Here is a 16183-nt window from a genome sequence, read left to right as displayed (position 1 = left end):
TGTCTCTCTCCGACAGTGAACGTCAGCATCATCGGCAGTGGCTACGTGGGGACGACGCTCGCGGCGTGTCTCGCGGATCTCGGTCACACGGTCACCGCGATCGACGTCGACGAATCCGTCGTCGACCGGCTCAACGCCGGCGACGCGCCCATTCACGAACCGGGTCTCGCCGACCTGCTCGCGGAGCACGCCGGCACCCGCCTCACGGCGACCACCTCCTACGACGCCGTCCGCGACACCGACGTCACCTTCCTCGCGCTCCCGACGCCGTCGCGCGAGGACGGCAGCATCGACACCGGTCTCGTCGAGCAGGGGACGGAGTCGCTCGGCGCGGCGCTCCGCGAGAAGCAGGGCTCACATCTCGTCGTCGTCAAGAGCACCGTCGTCCCCGGGACGACGGCCGACCGCGTCGCCCCGCTGCTCGAAGAGACGAGCGGGAAGCGACTCGGCGAGGGGATCGACGTCGCGATGAACCCCGAGTTCCTCCGCGAGGGACACGCGGTCTCCGACTTCCTCGACCCCGACAAACTCGTCTTCGGTGCCGAGCGCGAGGGGCCGATTGCGACGCTTCGGGAGCTCTACCGGCCGCTGACGGAGCGGGTGGACGTCCCGGTCGTCGAGACGGGCCTCCGCGAGGCCGAGATGATCAAGTACGCCAACAACGCCTTCCTCGCGACGAAGATCAGCCTGATGAACGAACTCGGGAACATCTGCAAGGAGTACGACGTCGACGCCTACGAGGTCGCCGACGCCATCGGTCTCGACGACCGCATCGGGTCGCAGTTCCTCGCCTCCGGCGTCGGGTGGGGCGGGTCGTGCTTCCCGAAGGACGTCGCCGCGCTCGTCGCCGCCGCCGACGCGGCAGGCTACGACGCGAGACTCCTGAAGGCCGCCGTCGACGTCAACGACCAGCAACCGAGGCGACTGCTCGCGTTGCTGGACGACCACGGCGACGTCGCCGGCGAACGAGTGGCCGTCCTCGGTCTCGCGTTCAAGCCCGGCACCGACGACGTCCGCGAGTCCCGAGCGATCCCCGTCATCCAGGGGCTGCTCGACCGCGGGGCCGACGTCGTCGGCTACGACCCCGTCGCGACCGACCGGATGCGCGAGCGGTTCCCGGAGATCGAGTACGCCGACAGCGCCGCAGCCGCGCTCCGCGATGCCCACGCCGCCGTCGTCGTCACCGACTGGGACGAGTTCGCCGCGCTCGGCGAGGAGTTCGAGGCGATGGCTCGCCCGGTCGTCGTCGACGGCCGACACATCGTCGAACGTCGGGACGGTCTCATCTACGAGGGACTCACGTGGTAGCGTACCGTCACAGCAGCGCTGCGAGCATCCGTTCGTCGATCGAACGGTGAATCGTCCGACGGATACGTCCCGCCGACCGTATCAGAATCGGGTACGACTGTTGCGCCGCCGGAAGGCTGCCCCTCTGCTCGACCGGGAGGCCGCTCCGTCGTCCGGTTCTCCCGACACGCCGGCGCGTCCGACTGTCTCGATACACGTCCCGTGAATTCGTACAGAGCTGAGATGCCCAGACGCTAGGCAGTGTAGAGTTATGTCGGCGATGCACGTACTCGTGGTCGACCGTCGACCTGCCGTGGGGTATCGAGCGGCAACCCGAGAGACGAACCGTGACGAAGATGCGACGAGACGGAGACGACCGAAGCGAGGAGTTCGACGTTCCCACAGCGACGGCGACGTACGACACGGAGTTCGGCGACGGCGAACCGGTCTCGTTGGCGGTCGTTCGGGCCGTCGCCGCTGTCACGGGCGTCGAGCCCTCGGTGTTGACGCCGCTGGGAGACTGTATCGAGACCGACGCGCTCGAAGCGCTGTTCGGGATGCCCGGCGGGTCGGTCGCGGTTCGATCGCTCTGCTTTCGGTACGCCGGCTGTCTCGTGACAGTCCGAGGCGACGGGTCGATCTCGCTCGCGGTCACCGCACGAGACTGACCCGAACACCCGGCGCGTTTTACATGACAGTAAACCCGAGTTGTCCCCGGGTCGCTCTCGCCCGAACCCGTTCGATGGCCGTCGATTCTCGCCTCCGTGGCGACGTCTGTGTTATCGGGTATAACAGAGTTTATACCTCACGAGGTGCTACTCTTTATCGTTCCGGGCCCCGCAATCGACCGGTTCGCGTGCCAAAACGACCGGCTTGCGACCCGGAACCTTCTACCGAACGGCGACGCCCGACGAGCGACGGCTTCGCCGCGCTCTCTGTGTCCGTCGATCGAGAAGGGGTCGCCGCGTCGGTCGTGAGATGAGCGTCCGGCCGAGACGAAGCGTGAGCGCCCTCACCGCCGCCGGAGGAGTCGGAACACCGACGCCGTTACCAGCAGACCGACGACGAGAGTCACGAGGACGACGCTCGGTCTCCCCGTGGCTCCGATGGGTGTCGCGGACGTGTCGACGGCGGTGTTCGAGACGTCGTCCAGCGCGGGCGCGCGGGTCTCTTCTCCCGGTTCGGATTCTGTCGTCGGTTCCGGCGTCTCGCTCCGGGGAGATTCCCGCGTCGGTGTCTGTTCGGGGGCGGGTGTCGGAGTGGGCGTCGACGCCGAGTCGACAGCCACCGCGAACGTCGAGAGCCCCGGGGCGGTGGCGGCGTAGCGACCGTCTCCGAGTTCGGTCGTCTCGAGACGGTGCCACGCCGACCCGTCGTACCGCCACAGCGACACCGTCTGATCTCCACCGACGAGCGTCCCGTCGACGGCGACCCGAACCGTGACGGTGTCGACAGCCGTACTCTCGATGCCGTCGGGCGTCACCGAGACGGAGGCGAGCGGTTTCGCGGCGGCGAGTTCCGGAGCCGCCTCGACGGTCTCGACCGTCGAGACCGTGATCGTGTACCGGTTCGTCTTCGACTGCGTCTCCCAGTCGAGACGGATCACGTCGACTCCACGCGACGCCGCCGACCGCGGGAGGTCGGCCGAGAACGACGTCGCGGCCGACCCCCGCTCCACACCGACGAGCGCCCCGTTCTGTCGCCGTGTGACGGTGATCTCGGGTTCCGAGGGGGCGTCGGCCCCACCACTGCTCGCGCTCCCGCTTCCGCCACCGCCACCGGACGACCGGGACGGTTCGGACACGGGGGTCGGAGTCGCCGTCGGTTCTGGCGTCGCCGTCGGCGCCGGGACTGGAGTCGACGTAGGGGTCGGCGTCGGTTCCGGCGTCACGGTGGGCGTTGGCTCCGGCGTCACGGTGGGCGTTGGCTCCGGCGTCACGGTGGGCGTCGGCTCCGGCGTCGCAGTGGGCGTCGGTTCCGGCGTCGCAGTGGGCGTCGGTTCCGGCGTCGTCGGTGTCGGCTCGACGACGCGGAACGTCACGTCCCCGTAGGCGTCGACACCGAGTTCGACTCCCGTCGGGTCGGCCAGTTTCGTCTCGGACTCGACGAGTCGAGCGGCCGTCTGCGTCCCACCTGCTCCGACGAACTCGAACGTGAGTTCGGCGAGCGCCGGTCCGTCGACGCCCCCCTCACGGAGTTGGTTGAACGTGACCGTCCCCTCGTCGACGTTGACCACCGGCGTCTCGAAGTCGTCCGTCCCGTCGACAGACCGCACCCGGAGGATGCTCGGGTCGAACGCGACCGTCGCCTGGTAGCCACCCACGTTCCGGGCGTCGGTCCACACTACGACCGTCGCCGTCTCGCCGGGTGCCCCGTCGAGCGTCCCGCCCTCGGCACCTGCTGTCTCGCCGACGCCGACCGTCGTGGTCGCGGCGACCGCGACGCCGACCGTCTGCATCGATCCCACCGCGACGAGGAGGACGAGCACGACCGAGAGGAGTCGGCCGAGTGAGGCGTTAGGCGTCATCTACCGCCCCGCTCCGATCCTGTTGCGGATCGCGACCGCGTCGGCGATGTCGACGTCGCCGTCGCCGTCGACGTCCGCGGCGGTCTCGTCGATCTCGTCGTCGTAGTGTGCGATCCGCCGCTGGACGAGTTCGACGTCGTCCGTATCGACGTCGCCGTCGCCGTCGACGTCGCCCGCGAGCGCCTCGTCTTCGGGGTCCTCCTCGCTCTCCCCGCCTCCACCGGACGGCGCGAACCGGTCGGCGAACCGAAGGTCGAACCCGAACTCGCTGTCGGCGTCGGTCTCGAACGCGTCGAGGGAGGGGGAGTACGTCCGGACCAGGATGCGGTCGTCGCCGTCGGCCCCTCCGCCGGGGAGGAAGGAGACGAGTCGCAGCCACCCCTCCCCCCCTCGTCGCCGCCGCTGGTAGTCGGCCATGATCTGGTAGACGAGTCGTCCGTCGTCGTTCTCCGACACCCGGAAGCTCTCCCCGCCGTTGCTCGAGAAGTGGCCGTTGAAGACGGCGAAGATCTGACCGTTCGTCCTGACGAGTTCCCGCCACGTCGTCTCGCCGGCGTTCCCCACCGCTCTGTTCGGGTCGGGGTCGCCGTCGACGGTGGTCTCCCCCCAGTTGCCCTGAACGCGCTCCATCCGGTCGCCGTCGTCTCTGAGATACGAGTGCGTGGTGACGAGGGTCGGACGGTCGGGGTACCGACGGAGCAGCTGCTGTGCCCACCCGAACGGAGTGTCCGGGTCGTTCGCGCTCCCCGGGACCTCCCACTCGAGGGCGAGGTGGAGGAACTCGTAGCCGCCGGCCGAGAAGAACTGGTAGTGGCTCAGTCCGTCGGGACCGCTGCCGCCGTACCAACTCCGTCCGTCGTACCGTTGGGGGCCGAAGTACGACCGGTAGTGTTCGATCGACCGCGGGTCGAACCAGCCGACCCAGTCGTGGTTCCCCGGCACCGTCGAGTAGGGGACGACGCCGTCCAGTCGGCCCATCACCTCGTCCATCCGCTCCCACTCCGTTCGCTCCGCGGGGTTCTCGACGACGTCACCACAGTGAGTGACGAAGCGGACGTTCTCCGCCTCGTGGTTGTCGACGACCCACCTCGCCTGGTCGTGGGCGTACGAGACGAGCGACGACTTCTCCGCGTACTTCTGCGTGTCCGGGAGGACGACCACCGTCCACGACTCCGAGGCCGCGTCCGCCCTGGAAGCCACGCCGCCGACGACGAGCGGGGTGGCCACTCCGACGCCGAGCGCCTTCAGTACCGCTCGGCGGCGGACCGAACGGCGGTCACTCCGCATCGCTGTCGAGTCGGTGCAGTCGAGTGTCGTCCCCCCCGTACCGACTCGTCGGCGGCGAGCGCGGAACCCAGTTGACGTTCGTGGACATATTCTCCCGCAAACGTATGTATGTCGCGTGCAAAAGTTATGATTCCTGTAACGATTAGCGTCTCACTACCGTCGACGTTTAACGCTCGATTGTCCCACGTTCGGCCCTTCGTACCGCCGCGATGGTCGACCGGCGAGGTGAGTCGTCACCTTCTCACGCTCGTCGTGACGGCGAGACGGGCGCCGTATCTGGTCTGCGGTGACTCGCTTCCGGCGTGTCGAAACCTGTCGTTTTCGCGGGGTTGGTGGGGCGACGAGACGGGTATCGAGTCGATTACTAAGTCCGTCGCCACCTTTGTCGGACGGTGACTATGCAACCGCTCCGACGAGTCCCCTACACGGCGGGTAGGCGACAGTCACCGCATCGACCTGTCTACGGGAGAGCTTTGCGACGACGCGACTCCACTGACCGACGCCACCCGAGCGTCGCCCGGGGAACCCCGACATGAGCTACTACGACTTCTTCGACACCTATCTCGTCGAAGTGCGTGGAGAGGGTGGACGGGCGGTCGACCAGCACCGACAGATGTACGACCACTTCCGCGAGCGGAACCCCACCCGCGAACCGGATCTCGTCGTCGAGTTGGCGACGGAGACGCCCGATCCCGACACCGTCCTCGGCACGCCGGGGTCGTACTACGGGCGCGACGGCGACCGGTTCGTCGTCCGGAAGGGGTCGAACTACATGACCGTCGACGCCGACTGGAGCCACGTCACGGTCTCACCCAACTGGGAACCGTTCAACGTGGTCTACCCGCTGGAGTACGAACTCAGACGCCGGTTCGTCGAGCAGGGGTTCGCCCTGGTCCACGCCTCCGGCGTCCGGCGCGAGGGGACGACGTTCGTCTTCCCCGCCTGGCGGAGCGCCGGCAAGACGAACACGCTCCTCTCGTTGCTCTCTTCGGGTGGCGACTATCTCGCCGACGACCGCCTCTTGGTGAGCGCCGACGGCTCGGTCCGCGGCTACCCGCTCGGGGTCAACATGCAGCCACACAACGTCGAGTCGTTCGGCGGCGTGACCGACACCGACCGCGAGGACGGCGATCTCAAGTCGCGGGTCGCCACCCTGGTCGAGCAGTACACCGACCGGACCCGCTCCGTCGTCGACGAGGGGCTGCTCTTCCTGACGAGACGGTTCCTCGACGACGGCCGCCGAACCTTCGCGAATCTGAGCGACGTACTGCCGGGGTCGGCGTTCGTCGACCACGCGACGGTCGACAACGTCGTGGTGCTCCGTGCGGCACCGACGAGCGAGACGGTCTCGATGGCGTCCATCGACCCGGAGGACGCGCTGACCGAGACGACGACGATCAACGAGTACGAGTGGAACACGTTGCTCCGGGAGTACTTCGCCGCCTTCGACACGCTGTTCCCCGGAGCCGAGAAGTCCGCCGAGTTCGAGTCGGTGCTCGCGAGCGAACGGCGGATCCTCTCGGAGCTGTTCGAGACGGTCCCCACCTACCGGATGCTCGTCCCCCGCACCCGCGACTGGATCGAGACGGGCATCGCCGACGACCTGGTCGACAGCCTCTCGGAGCTGAGCCAGCGGGTCGAGACCGCGCCGTGACCTGCTGTCGAGCCCTCGAACCCCGTTCGAAGCGACCCCGTCTTCGCTCTCCTTCTCGCCGCGAAACCACCAGTAGTCGGTGACTACCGCACCGTCGCGCGTCTCGCCGTTCGGTTAGCGACTGCCGAATTATGGCACTCGCTCCCGTGTGTGGAGACAGCCCATGGCCCGAGACATCGTCTGGATCACGCTCGAGAGCGTCCGACAGGACCACACCTCTCTCGGCGAGTACGACCGCGACACGACGCCGTTCCTCCGGACGCTGTCGGCCCGCCCCGACAGCGCCGCGTTCACGAACTGCTTCTCGCACGACATCTGGACGCGCTCGTCGAGCGCGTCCATCCTGACCGGACTCACGCCGTCGGCACACCGGACGTGGAGCGAAGACGCCCGCCTCTCCCGTGACGTCCCGACGGTCCCCGAGGCGCTCCGGGACGCGGGCTACCGAACGGCGTGTGTCTCGCCGAACCCACAGCTGAGCGACGTGACGGGGCTGGCTCGCGGGTTCGACTACTTCCACTACCTCGGCAAGCGCACGCTCCTCCGCGAGGCGGGGGTCGTGACGATGGCCCGGTATCTCGCCGGGCTCGACCGCCACTCCGCGGGCTACACGCGAGACACGCCGAAGCACTCCATCGGTTACCTCAACGCCGCGCTCGCCCGGCGACACGTCGACGCCGCGGTCGACGAGGGTCGACCGCTGTTCCTCTACGTCCACCTCGGCGACAGCCACCACCCGTACTACCCGCCGAAACCGTATCAGCACCGCTTCGCCGACGGGTTCGAGATGTCGGTCGACGAGGCGCTCGACGTCTCGATGGACATGTCGGCCGACCTCCACGGCCACATCGCCCGCGGCGTCCCGTTCGCAGACGACGAGTGGAACGCCATCCACGCGATGTACGACGCGGGCGTCTGTCACGTCGACGAGACGACACGGCGGATAGTCGACTACGCCGAAGCGCGGCTAGACGACCCCATCGTCGTCGTCACCTCCGACCACGGCGAACTGCTCGGCGAGCGCGGTCTCCTGGCGCACATGATCGCCGTGAACGACGCCGTCTCGCACGTCCCGCTCGTCGTCGCCGGCGTCTCCGGACTCTCGGGGTGGCACGACGAGATCGTCCAGCACGCCGACGCGATGCGGACTGTCCTCGCCGAGGCGAGCGTCGACGCCGACGTCCCGGTCGGCTTCGACCTCCGTGACGAGCGCCGGGAGTTCGCGGTGACGCAGCGCGGCGGCGACCGCGCCGCCGAGAAGCTGGCGAAGATAAGCGAGCACGACCCCGGGTTCGACGCCTCGCGGTACCACGTCGGCGACCTGACCAGCCTCCGCACCTCCGAGTACCGCTACTCGCAGAGCGACTCCGGCGTGGAACTGTTCGAACTTCCCGACGAGACGTACGACCTGCACGAGGAGCGGTCGGCGGTGCGCGACGACCTCGCCGCGCGCTGTGAGTCGTGGCTGGCCGAGTTCGGCGCGCCCCGCTCGCGGCGAGAGGAGCGTTCGGAGTTCGACGCGTCGATGGCAGCACATCTGAAAGATCTCGGCTATCTCTGAGCGTCTCGGCTCGGGCCGCGTCGCTCGACGTCGGACTGCCGTCTCCTATTCTTACTTATACGTTCACAACTGTCTTGTCGACCCGAACTGAACGGGAGCTATGGTCGACCGCAAAGCCCTCCTCGTCGGTCTCGTCGCCGGGTTGTTCCCGGTGACAGTTCTCTACGTCGACGGCTACTGGAACCCCCTGCTCGCACTCTCCGTCTGGTTCTCGTGGACGCTCGTCGGCTGGCTGCTGGTTCTCGTCGGCCGGACAGACGGTGTGAAGGGATCGCGGTGGTCTGCGCTCCACGTGCTCCTCGTCGTCGGCGGGGCGATGTACGGCGTCAACATGGATCTCCCGATCTCGGAGAGTCTGACCATCGTACTCTGGTTCCTCGTGTTCGGCGTCGGCTGGGCTGCGATGTTGATCGGCGTCCAGATCGGACGTGAAGGGACGGACGCCGCTGCCAACCCGACGGAGACGCCGGCCGACTGAGCGCCTCCGAACCGGCATCGACGAACGGCGAAAATCAGTCCGTAGTGTGACGTCTCGGCCGCCGCTGTGACGTCCGACTCACACCTCGACGTAGTCGAACCCGGCCGTCCGCCACCGTTCGGCGTCGAGACACGCGAGCGTGTCGACGACCAGCGGGCGGGCGACGAGGTCGCGGACGCGTTCGGGGTCGAGGTCGCGGAACGCGTCGTGTGCGGCGGTGACGACGAGCGCGTCGGCGTCTTCGAGCGCGTCGTCGAGGGCGACGAGGCCGAGCGTCCCGTCGTGGTCGTCGACGTAGGGGTCGGAGAGACGGACGTCGACGCCGTCGTCCGGGTCCGTCTGTCCGCCGTCGGTCGCCGTCGCCTCGAGTTCGGTTTCCGAGGCCGCCTGGATCGCCCGGAGTCGGTCGGCGAAGCGCAGTCCGGGACTGTGACGGCTGTCGTCGACGTTCCCCTTGTAGGCGACGCCGAGGACGGCGACGCTCCGCCCCGCGAGCGTGCCGAGTTCGGCCTCGAGGAGGTCGGCGACGAAGTCGACCATCCCCTCGTTGACGCGGCGGGCGCTCTCGACGAGGTCCAGCGAGTCCGACGACTGCCCGAGGAACCAGGGGTCGATGGGGAGACAGTGGCCGCCGACGCCGGGACCGGGGTGGAGGATCTTCACGCGAGGGTGGACGTTCGCGAGCGCGATGGCGTCGCGCGACCGGATGCCGTAGTCGTGGGCGACGCGTGCGAGTTCGTTCGCGAAGGCGACGTTGACGTCGCGGTAGGCGTTCTGCGAGAGCTTCGCGAACTCGGCGGTCGTCGCGTCGGGTGCACGGTGGATCGTCCCCTCGACGAGCGGTTCGTAGAGCGCGACCGCGCGGTCGGTGGACGCGCCGTCGACGCCGCCGACGATGCGGTCGTTGTGGACGATCTCGTACGTGATGTTCCCCGGCAGCACCATCTCGGGGCAGTGTGCGAGCGCGAAGTCGACGCCCGCCGTCAGCCCGGACATCTCGAGGAGCGTCGCGAAGACGCCCTCGGTCGTCCCCGGAGGGACGGTCGACTCGAGGACGACGAGGTCGCCCGGCCGAAGGAGGTCCGCGACGGTCCGCCCGGCGGCCTCGACGTAGCTGAGGTCCGCCCGTCTCGACTCTTCGTCGTAGGGCGTCGGCACGCAGACGAGATGGCAGTCGGCCTCGACCGGTTCGGTCGTCGGTTCGAACTCCCGGTCGAGCGCCTCCAGCACGAACGCCCGGAGTTCGTCCTCCGTCGTCCGGGGGTCGCCCGCCCGGAGTTCCGAGACGAGTCGTTCGTTTGGGTCGTAGCCGACGACCTCGTGTCCGGCGTTCGCGAAGAGCGCGGCCGTCGCCAGTCCGATGTAGCCGATGCCGTGGACGCAGAGCTTCATTGGAGCGTCTCCGTCGCCGTCGCCTCGGTCGGCGTCACTGTCGCCGCCGCCGTGTCGGTGTCCGTCTCGACCCCCGTCAGCGCGTCGAGGATCCGCTCGGCGGCCCGCCCGTCGCCGAACGGGACCGTCCAGTCGGGCTGCTTGCCGAGCATCAGCGACCCGGCGGCGACGACGTCGGCGGGGTCGAGTCCCGCGAGACAGTTCGCGCCGACGTACACCGTCTCGGGGCGCTCGGTGGTGTACCGAAGCGTCACGCAGGGTGTACCGAGGATACAGCACTCCTCCTGGACGCCGCCGGAGTCGGTGAACGCGAGCGCGGCCGTCGACTCCAAGCGGAGGAAGTCGAGGAAGTCCAGCGGGTCGACCACCCGAATCTGGTCGGGGACGTCGACGCCGAACTCGTCGAGCCGCGACTGTGCGCGCGGGTGGATCGGATAGACGACCTCCCGTCCGGTCGCGGCAGCGAACTCGGCGACGCCCGCGAGCAGCGACCGGAACCGGTCGGGGTGGTCGACGTTCTCGGCGCGGTGCGCCGTGAGGAGGTAGAACTCGCCCTCGTCGACGCCGAGCGTCTCGAGGACGGTACTCTTCTCCGCGGCGACGTCGGCGTACTGGTAGGCGGCGTCTACCACCGTGTTGCCCGTCACGACGACGCGCCCGGCGACCCCCTCGCGTTCGAGGTACAGCCGCGTCTCGTCGGTCGGAGTGAACAGGTACTCGGCCACGTGGTCGACGACGACCCGGTTGACCTCCTCGGGCATCTCGCGGTCGAAGCTCCGGAGACCCGCCTCGACGTGTCCGACGTCGACGTTCAGTTTCGCGGCGGCGAGCGCGCCGGCGAGCGTCGAGTTCGTGTCGCCCTGTACGAGCACGACGTCGGGGTCGACGTCGACCAGGACGTCCTCGACGCCTTCGAGCATCGCGGCGGTCTGCCGACCGTGGGAGTCGGAGCCGACGTCGAGGTGGACGTCCGGCGCTGGGAGGTCGAGCTGCTCGAATAACACTCGGTCTAACTCCCGCGAGTAGTGCTGTCCCGTGTGGACGAGCGTGAACGGGACGTCCCGGGCGAGACACTCGCGGATCACCGGTGCGAACTTGATGATCTCCGGTCGCGTCCCGAGCACGATGACGACGCTCTCGGGAGCCTCGCGGACTGTCATCGTTCGCTCCTCCGGTCGTCCGCCGTCGGTGGGGCACGTTGTGCTGTCATATGGCCGACTCACTGTCTCGTATCCAGGTCCGGGACGCGCTTTGTTATAGAGCGCCTGGCGGTACCACGTCACACGACCCACGAGCGGGCCGCACGCCACGTCGCCGTCCCGTCGGCTAGGTCGGGATTAACCGCTCTATTACAATGCCCCGAGCGGCCGTTCTCTCGTCGATGGAGTCCCAACACCGAACCGAGCCCTCACTGACGTTCCGCCACGAGACCGTCGACCCCGACCCGCCGTGCGCCCGTCTCGGCTTCTGTCTCGCCACCGACCTCACCGGCAACGGCCGCGACGACGTCATCGTCGGCGGGGCGGGCAAACCCTACCCCGGCAAGCAGTACGTGCTGAAGGCCAAGGAGAGTCGACTGCCGACGTTCGACGCGCTCCGGACCAGACTGGGGTTCGAGGAGATGCACCTGTTCTGGTACGAGAACCCCGGCTGGAAGCGTCACAAGATGGCTATCGCCCCCCACCTCGACGTCGGGGGCGCGCTCGGCGACGTCGACGGCGACGGCCGCCTCGACGTCGTCGCCGGACAGGGGATCCACCACAACGCAGTCTACTGGTTCGAACAACCGGCCGACCCCCGCGAGCGCTGGACGCGACACACCATCACGACCGACTTCGAGAAGTACCACGACGTGATCGTCGCCGACGTCGACGACGACGGGGACGTCGAGGTTGTCGGGCTCTCACAGGAGAGTCGCACCATCTTCTACTACGACGTCCCCGAGAACCCGTATCGGTCGCCGTGGCCCGCCTCGCACTGCCACGTCGTCGACGACGACGTCCGCGTCGAGGGGGTTCAGATCGTCGACGTCGACGGCGACGGGCGGACCGAGATCGTCGCCGGAACGTACATCTACCACCGGAACGACGACGGGACGTGGCACCGCGAGGACGTCCTCACCGACTGGGACGACGTCCGCGTCGCCGTGGGCGATCTCGACGACGACGGCGAGTTAGAGATCGTCTACTCGGAGGGCGACTCCCCGAAATACGGCTCCCGCCCCGGTCGTCTCGCGTGGGTCGACGGCCCCGACTGGACGCCGACGGTACTGCGCGGCGACCTGTTCTGTCCGCACACGCTCCAGTTGGCCGACTTCACCGGGAGCGGCCGCCTCGACGTCTACGTCGCCGAGATGGGACTCGGCACGAACGACTCCCCGCAGCAGCTGATCTTCGAGAATCTCGGCGACGGGGAGTTCCGCGAACACGTCGTCGAGACGGGGGTCGCCACCCACGAGGGGAAGGTCGCCGACCTGACGGGCGACGGCCGCCCGGATATCGTCGGCAAGTCCTACGGTCCGGACCACCACGTCGACGTCTGGTACAACGAGGGCTGATCGCGCCGTCGTCCGCCGCCTCCCGAGTCCTCCGCCACGTCTCCCCCGCCACCGGCTGACGACTCGTCTCCACATGGTTTAGTGTGGCCGAGCGAGTCTCTCCTCTCATGGACAAGTGGCGGCGGCGCACGGTCTACTACTCGATTCTGCTGACGGGGCTGATGCTCGGCTACGCCGTCCTCTATCACCACGGGATGCGCATCTTCGAGGGAGACGACATCACGTTCCTCCACGCGTTGCAGGTCGTCGTCGAGACGTTCACGACGACCGGGTTCGGCTCCGACGCCCCCTGGCAGAGTCCGGAGATGAACGCCTTCGTCATCCTGATGGACCTCACGGGCGTCGCCGTGATCTTCATGGCGCTTCCGGTGTTGGTGTTCCCCCTCTTGGAGGACGTCCTCTCGACGACCGTCCCGAAGTCGATCGAGAACGGGGTCTCCGACCACGTCGTCATCTGTTCGCACACCCCCCGAACCGACACGCTCATCGCCGAGCTGGACTCGTGGGGCGTCGACCACGTCGTCGTCGAACCGGACCGAGAGCGAGCGACCGAACTGTACGAGGACGACTACACGGTCATCCACGGGGACCCGGAGTCGGTCGAGGGGCTCGAACGGGCAGGACTCGCCGAGGCGCGGGCGCTCGTCGCCGACGTCTCCGATCAGGTCGACGCCAGTATCGTCCTGACCGCCCGAGAGGTGGCCGAGGAGATACCGATCGTCAGCGTCGTCGAAGAGCCGAACCGGACGGCGTACCACCGCCTCGCAGGTGCCGACACGGTGCTCTCGCCGCGTCCACTCCTCGGGAAGAGTCTCGCCTCGAAGGTGACGACTTCCGTGACGAGCGACCTGGACGGCGCTATCGACATCGGTGGCGACATCGAGGTCGCCGAACTCCCGATCCACCGCGGGAGCCGACTCGCAGGGACGACGTTGGCCGAGAGCGGCATCCGGGAACACGCCGGCGTCAACGTCATCGGCGCGTGGTTCCGCGGCGAGTTCGAGAGTCCACCCGACCCGAGGGCGGCGCTCACGAACGGGACCGTCCTGCTCGTGACCGGCCGAGAGGACCAACTCGAGCGGTTGAAAGAGCTCACGCTCTCGGAGATCAGACGGTTCGAACACGGTGAGACTATCGTCGTCGGGTTCGGGCAGGTCGGACGGACGATCGCCGACGCGCTGGCCGAGGCGGAGCTCCCCTACACGGTCGTCGACCGGACGGCGATGGAGGGGGTCGACGTCGTCGGCGACGCAACCGACCCGGAGACGCTGGAAGCGGCCGACATCGACGAGGCCCGGACGGTCGTCCTCGCGCTGCCCGACGACACGGCCGCCGAGTTCGCCACACTGGTGATCCGCGATCTGAGTCCGCAGACCGAGGTCGTCGCTCGCGTCGAGGAGGCCTCCAGCATCCAGAAGATGTATCGGGCCGGTGCGGACTACGTGCTGTCGCTCGCGACCGTGAGCGGCCGGATGATCGCGTCGACGGTGCTCGAAGACGAGGACGTGCTCTCGCTGGACCAGCAGGTCGAGGTCGTCCGGACTTCCGCCCCGAAGTTGGCCGGGCGGACCCTCGGGGACGCGCAGGTGCGCTCGGAGACCGGGTGTACCGTCGTCGGCGTCGAGCGCGACGGGCGGGTCCTCACGGATCTCGGCCCGGACTTCCGTCTCGAGTCGGGCGACGAGGTCGTCATCGCCGGGACGGACGAGGGGATCCAGCGGTTCACCGACTTCGCGCACGACTGAGAGCGCAGGAGCCTCACGACCGCCAGTACGACGGCGTCAACAGCACGAGCACCGGGATGATCTCGATCCGACCGACCCACATGAGAAACGTCATCAGCAGTTTCGAGGACTCGGGGAACGGGTCGTAGCTCTCCATCGGTCCGGCGACCCCGAACGCCGGGCCGACGTTGAAGAACGTCGCCGCGGCGGCGCTCATCGCCTCGAACTCGGAGATCGTCAACTCGATTCGCGAGCCGTCGACGACGATCACGACCGTCGCCACGATGAAGAACACGAGGCTCACGAGGGTGTACGCGTAGATGTCGCGGATCGTCTCCTCGTCGACGACGCTGCCGCTGAGGCGGACCGGACGGATCACGTTCGGGTTCGAAGCGGTGAACAGGTCGCGGCGGAACGCCTTGACGACGACCAGCCACCGGAGCGTCTTGATCGAACACGTCGTGCTCCCGGCCATCCCGCCGATGAACATACAGACGAACAGCAGATGCTTCGCGCCCGACGACCAGAAGTTGAAGTCCGTGCTCGCGTACCCCGTCGTCGTCACGATGGAGACGACCTGGAACAGCGCGTGGCGGACGACCTCCTCGAGGCCCGTGTGCGGGCCGCCGTCGACGATCAGCACGCCGCTCACGCCGAGCGTGAAGACGCCGAGGATAGAGACGTAGAACCGGAACTCGTCGCTGTTGCGGAGGCGGTCGACGTTCCCCTGCAGGACGAAGTAGAGCAGGATGAAACTCGTCGCGCCGGTCGCCATGAACGGGACGATCGCCCACTGGACGGCCGGGGAGAAGGCGGCGATGCTGTCGCCCCGCGGTGAGAACCCGCTGGTGGAGATGGTCGTGAACGCGTGAGCGACGGCGTCGTACAGCGTCATGTTCGGCGCGAGACCGACCAGGTGGAGCCCGTAGAGGACGGCCACCTGGAGGCCGGTCAGCCCGAGGTAGATCTTCCAGAGCAGCGCCGCCGTCTCCGAGATGCGCGGCGTGAGCTTGTTGACGTCTCTGGTCTGCGTCTCCGTCTCCATCAGCTGTGCTCCACCGACCGAGAGCTGCGAGAGCACCGCCGTCGCCAGGACGAGGATGCCGAGCCCGCCCATCCACTGGAGCACCGCCCGCCACATCAGGATCGCCCGAGAGTGGCGGTCGAACTCCGTGATGATCGTCGCGCCCGTCGTCGTGACGCCGCTCATGCTCTCGAACAGCGCGTTGACCGGTTCGGCGAGCACTCCCTCACCGGCGAGGACGAACGGGACGGCGCCGACGAGCGCGATGCTCAGCCACGTCAGCGACACCATCAGGAACGCCTCCCGCGTCCGCAGGTCGGGTTCGTCGGTCAGCTGTTCGAGTCCGAAGCCGACGACCGTCGTGCCGAGTATCGGGAGGGCGAACGGGAGGAGCGCGGTGCCGTCGTACAGCGCGAGCGCCAGCGGGACGAGCAGCGGCACCCACAGCCACTTGAGAATCGTTCCGACCAGCCGACAGCTCACCCGCCAGTCGACCCGGAGTCTCATGCGTCGCCTACGACGAGAGAGGGGACCGAGCGGCCGACGCGAGCGTCGCGTTCGACGGGTGAGCGACGCGCGATCCGCTCCCACCGCTCGTGTTGCCAGCGGCCGGCCGACGTTCGACGATCCTCCATACGGGAGTCGGGTTCGCCGAGAGAGCTGAAAAAACCTCGTCTCGCCGACCCGAGCGT

13 protein-coding genes are annotated in these 16183 nt (G+C 68.1%); 7 read left to right on the top strand and 6 right to left on the bottom strand.

The window, feature by feature from the left end; genetic code table 11:
* Positions 1-15 precede the first annotated feature (15 nt).
* Both aglM and EOHIBHHM_RS10865 read left to right on the top strand, forming a co-directional pair.
* The gene (gene aglM / locus EOHIBHHM_RS10870; RefSeq protein ID WP_497250435.1) at positions 16-1308 is read left to right on the top strand and encodes a UDP-glucose 6-dehydrogenase AglM; all 1293 of its coding nucleotides are present in this window, start codon (positions 16-18) and stop codon (positions 1306-1308) included.
* A 335-nt stretch (positions 1309-1643) separates the two neighbouring features.
* A complete protein-coding gene (locus EOHIBHHM_RS10865) occupies positions 1644-1955 on the top strand; it encodes a HalOD1 output domain-containing protein (protein ID WP_497250433.1) in 312 nt (103 codons plus the stop codon).
* Positions 1956-2299: 344 nt separating this feature from the next.
* On the opposite strand, the gene EOHIBHHM_RS10860 is transcribed toward EOHIBHHM_RS10865, so the two are convergent.
* Both EOHIBHHM_RS10860 and EOHIBHHM_RS10855 read right to left on the bottom strand, forming a co-directional pair.
* Positions 2300-3814, bottom strand: coding sequence for a cohesin domain-containing protein (locus tag EOHIBHHM_RS10860; RefSeq protein ID WP_497250431.1), 1515 nt, complete (start codon positions 3812-3814; stop codon positions 2300-2302).
* Positions 3815-5101 (bottom strand): dockerin type I domain-containing protein, encoded by a 1287-nt coding sequence (locus tag EOHIBHHM_RS10855; RefSeq protein ID WP_497250429.1) that lies wholly within the window; start codon positions 5099-5101, stop codon positions 3815-3817.
* Between the two features lie 532 nt (positions 5102-5633).
* Here EOHIBHHM_RS10855 and EOHIBHHM_RS10850 point away from each other — a divergent pair.
* The 3 genes from EOHIBHHM_RS10850 to EOHIBHHM_RS10840 all read left to right on the top strand — a co-directional run bounded on the left by EOHIBHHM_RS10850 (position 5634) and on the right by EOHIBHHM_RS10840 (position 8794).
* Complete coding sequence (locus EOHIBHHM_RS10850; protein ID WP_497250427.1) at positions 5634-6755, top strand: hypothetical protein; 1122 nt, start codon at positions 5634-5636, stop codon at positions 6753-6755.
* A 163-nt stretch (positions 6756-6918) separates the two neighbouring features.
* Positions 6919-8316 (top strand): sulfatase, encoded by a 1398-nt coding sequence (locus EOHIBHHM_RS10845; RefSeq protein ID WP_497250425.1) that lies wholly within the window; start codon positions 6919-6921, stop codon positions 8314-8316.
* A gap of 100 nt (positions 8317-8416) precedes the next feature.
* The gene (locus EOHIBHHM_RS10840; protein WP_497250423.1) at positions 8417-8794 is read left to right on the top strand and encodes a hypothetical protein; all 378 of its coding nucleotides are present in this window, start codon (positions 8417-8419) and stop codon (positions 8792-8794) included.
* Positions 8795-8872: 78 nt separating this feature from the next.
* On the opposite strand, the gene EOHIBHHM_RS10835 is transcribed toward EOHIBHHM_RS10840, so the two are convergent.
* Positions 8873-10186 (bottom strand): nucleotide sugar dehydrogenase, encoded by a 1314-nt coding sequence (locus EOHIBHHM_RS10835; RefSeq protein ID WP_497250421.1) that lies wholly within the window; start codon positions 10184-10186, stop codon positions 8873-8875.
* Positions 10183-11346, bottom strand: coding sequence for a non-hydrolyzing UDP-N-acetylglucosamine 2-epimerase (gene wecB / locus EOHIBHHM_RS10830; protein ID WP_497250419.1), 1164 nt, complete (start codon positions 11344-11346; stop codon positions 10183-10185). Before wecB ends, EOHIBHHM_RS10835 begins: the two co-directional genes overlap by 4 nt.
* Before the next feature lie 221 nt (positions 11347-11567).
* Between wecB and EOHIBHHM_RS10825 the strand changes: the two genes are divergently transcribed.
* A complete protein-coding gene (locus EOHIBHHM_RS10825; protein WP_497250417.1) occupies positions 11568-12743 on the top strand; it encodes an FG-GAP repeat domain-containing protein in 1176 nt (391 codons plus the stop codon).
* A 107-nt stretch (positions 12744-12850) separates the two neighbouring features.
* Complete coding sequence (locus EOHIBHHM_RS10820) at positions 12851-14488, top strand: potassium channel family protein (RefSeq protein ID WP_497250415.1); 1638 nt, start codon at positions 12851-12853, stop codon at positions 14486-14488.
* Positions 14489-14501: 13 nt separating this feature from the next.
* Here EOHIBHHM_RS10820 and EOHIBHHM_RS10815 read toward each other — a convergent pair whose 3' ends face one another.
* A complete protein-coding gene (locus EOHIBHHM_RS10815; RefSeq protein WP_497250413.1) occupies positions 14502-15998 on the bottom strand; it encodes a TrkH family potassium uptake protein in 1497 nt (498 codons plus the stop codon).
* On the bottom strand, positions 15995-16126 hold the full coding sequence (locus EOHIBHHM_RS10810) for a hypothetical protein (RefSeq protein WP_497250411.1): 132 nt from the start codon (positions 16124-16126) through the stop codon (positions 15995-15997). The genes EOHIBHHM_RS10815 and EOHIBHHM_RS10810 overlap by 4 nt, the downstream gene beginning before the upstream one ends.
* Positions 16127-16183 lie beyond the last annotated feature (57 nt).

The sequence above is a fragment of the Halogranum roseipondis genome, from assembly GCF_059695585.1.
Note: the sequence above shows the minus strand (reverse complement) of the source record. Positions and strands in the feature narration are given on the sequence as shown.

Bases quoted from the DNA above. Each gene is read 5' to 3' on its own strand.
- EOHIBHHM_RS10865 (WP_497250433.1), top strand. From the start codon at position 1,644: ATGCGACGAGACGGAGACGACCGAAGCGAGGAGTTCGACGTTCCCACA.
- EOHIBHHM_RS10860 (WP_497250431.1), bottom strand. From the start codon at position 3,814: ATGACGCCTAACGCCTCACTCGGCCGACTCCTCTCGGTCGTGCTCGTC.
- EOHIBHHM_RS10855 (WP_497250429.1), bottom strand. From the start codon at position 5,101: ATGCGGAGTGACCGCCGTTCGGTCCGCCGCCGAGCGGTACTGAAGGCG.
- EOHIBHHM_RS10850 (WP_497250427.1), top strand. From the start codon at position 5,634: ATGAGCTACTACGACTTCTTCGACACCTATCTCGTCGAAGTGCGTGGA.
- EOHIBHHM_RS10845 (WP_497250425.1), top strand. From the start codon at position 6,919: ATGGCCCGAGACATCGTCTGGATCACGCTCGAGAGCGTCCGACAGGAC.
- EOHIBHHM_RS10840 (WP_497250423.1), top strand. From the start codon at position 8,417: ATGGTCGACCGCAAAGCCCTCCTCGTCGGTCTCGTCGCCGGGTTGTTC.
- EOHIBHHM_RS10835 (WP_497250421.1), bottom strand. From the start codon at position 10,186: ATGAAGCTCTGCGTCCACGGCATCGGCTACATCGGACTGGCGACGGCC.
- wecB (WP_497250419.1), bottom strand. From the start codon at position 11,346: ATGACAGTCCGCGAGGCTCCCGAGAGCGTCGTCATCGTGCTCGGGACG.
- EOHIBHHM_RS10825 (WP_497250417.1), top strand. From the start codon at position 11,568: ATGGAGTCCCAACACCGAACCGAGCCCTCACTGACGTTCCGCCACGAG.
- EOHIBHHM_RS10820 (WP_497250415.1), top strand. From the start codon at position 12,851: ATGGACAAGTGGCGGCGGCGCACGGTCTACTACTCGATTCTGCTGACG.
- EOHIBHHM_RS10815 (WP_497250413.1), bottom strand. From the start codon at position 15,998: ATGAGACTCCGGGTCGACTGGCGGGTGAGCTGTCGGCTGGTCGGAACG.
- EOHIBHHM_RS10810 (WP_497250411.1), bottom strand. From the start codon at position 16,126: ATGGAGGATCGTCGAACGTCGGCCGGCCGCTGGCAACACGAGCGGTGG.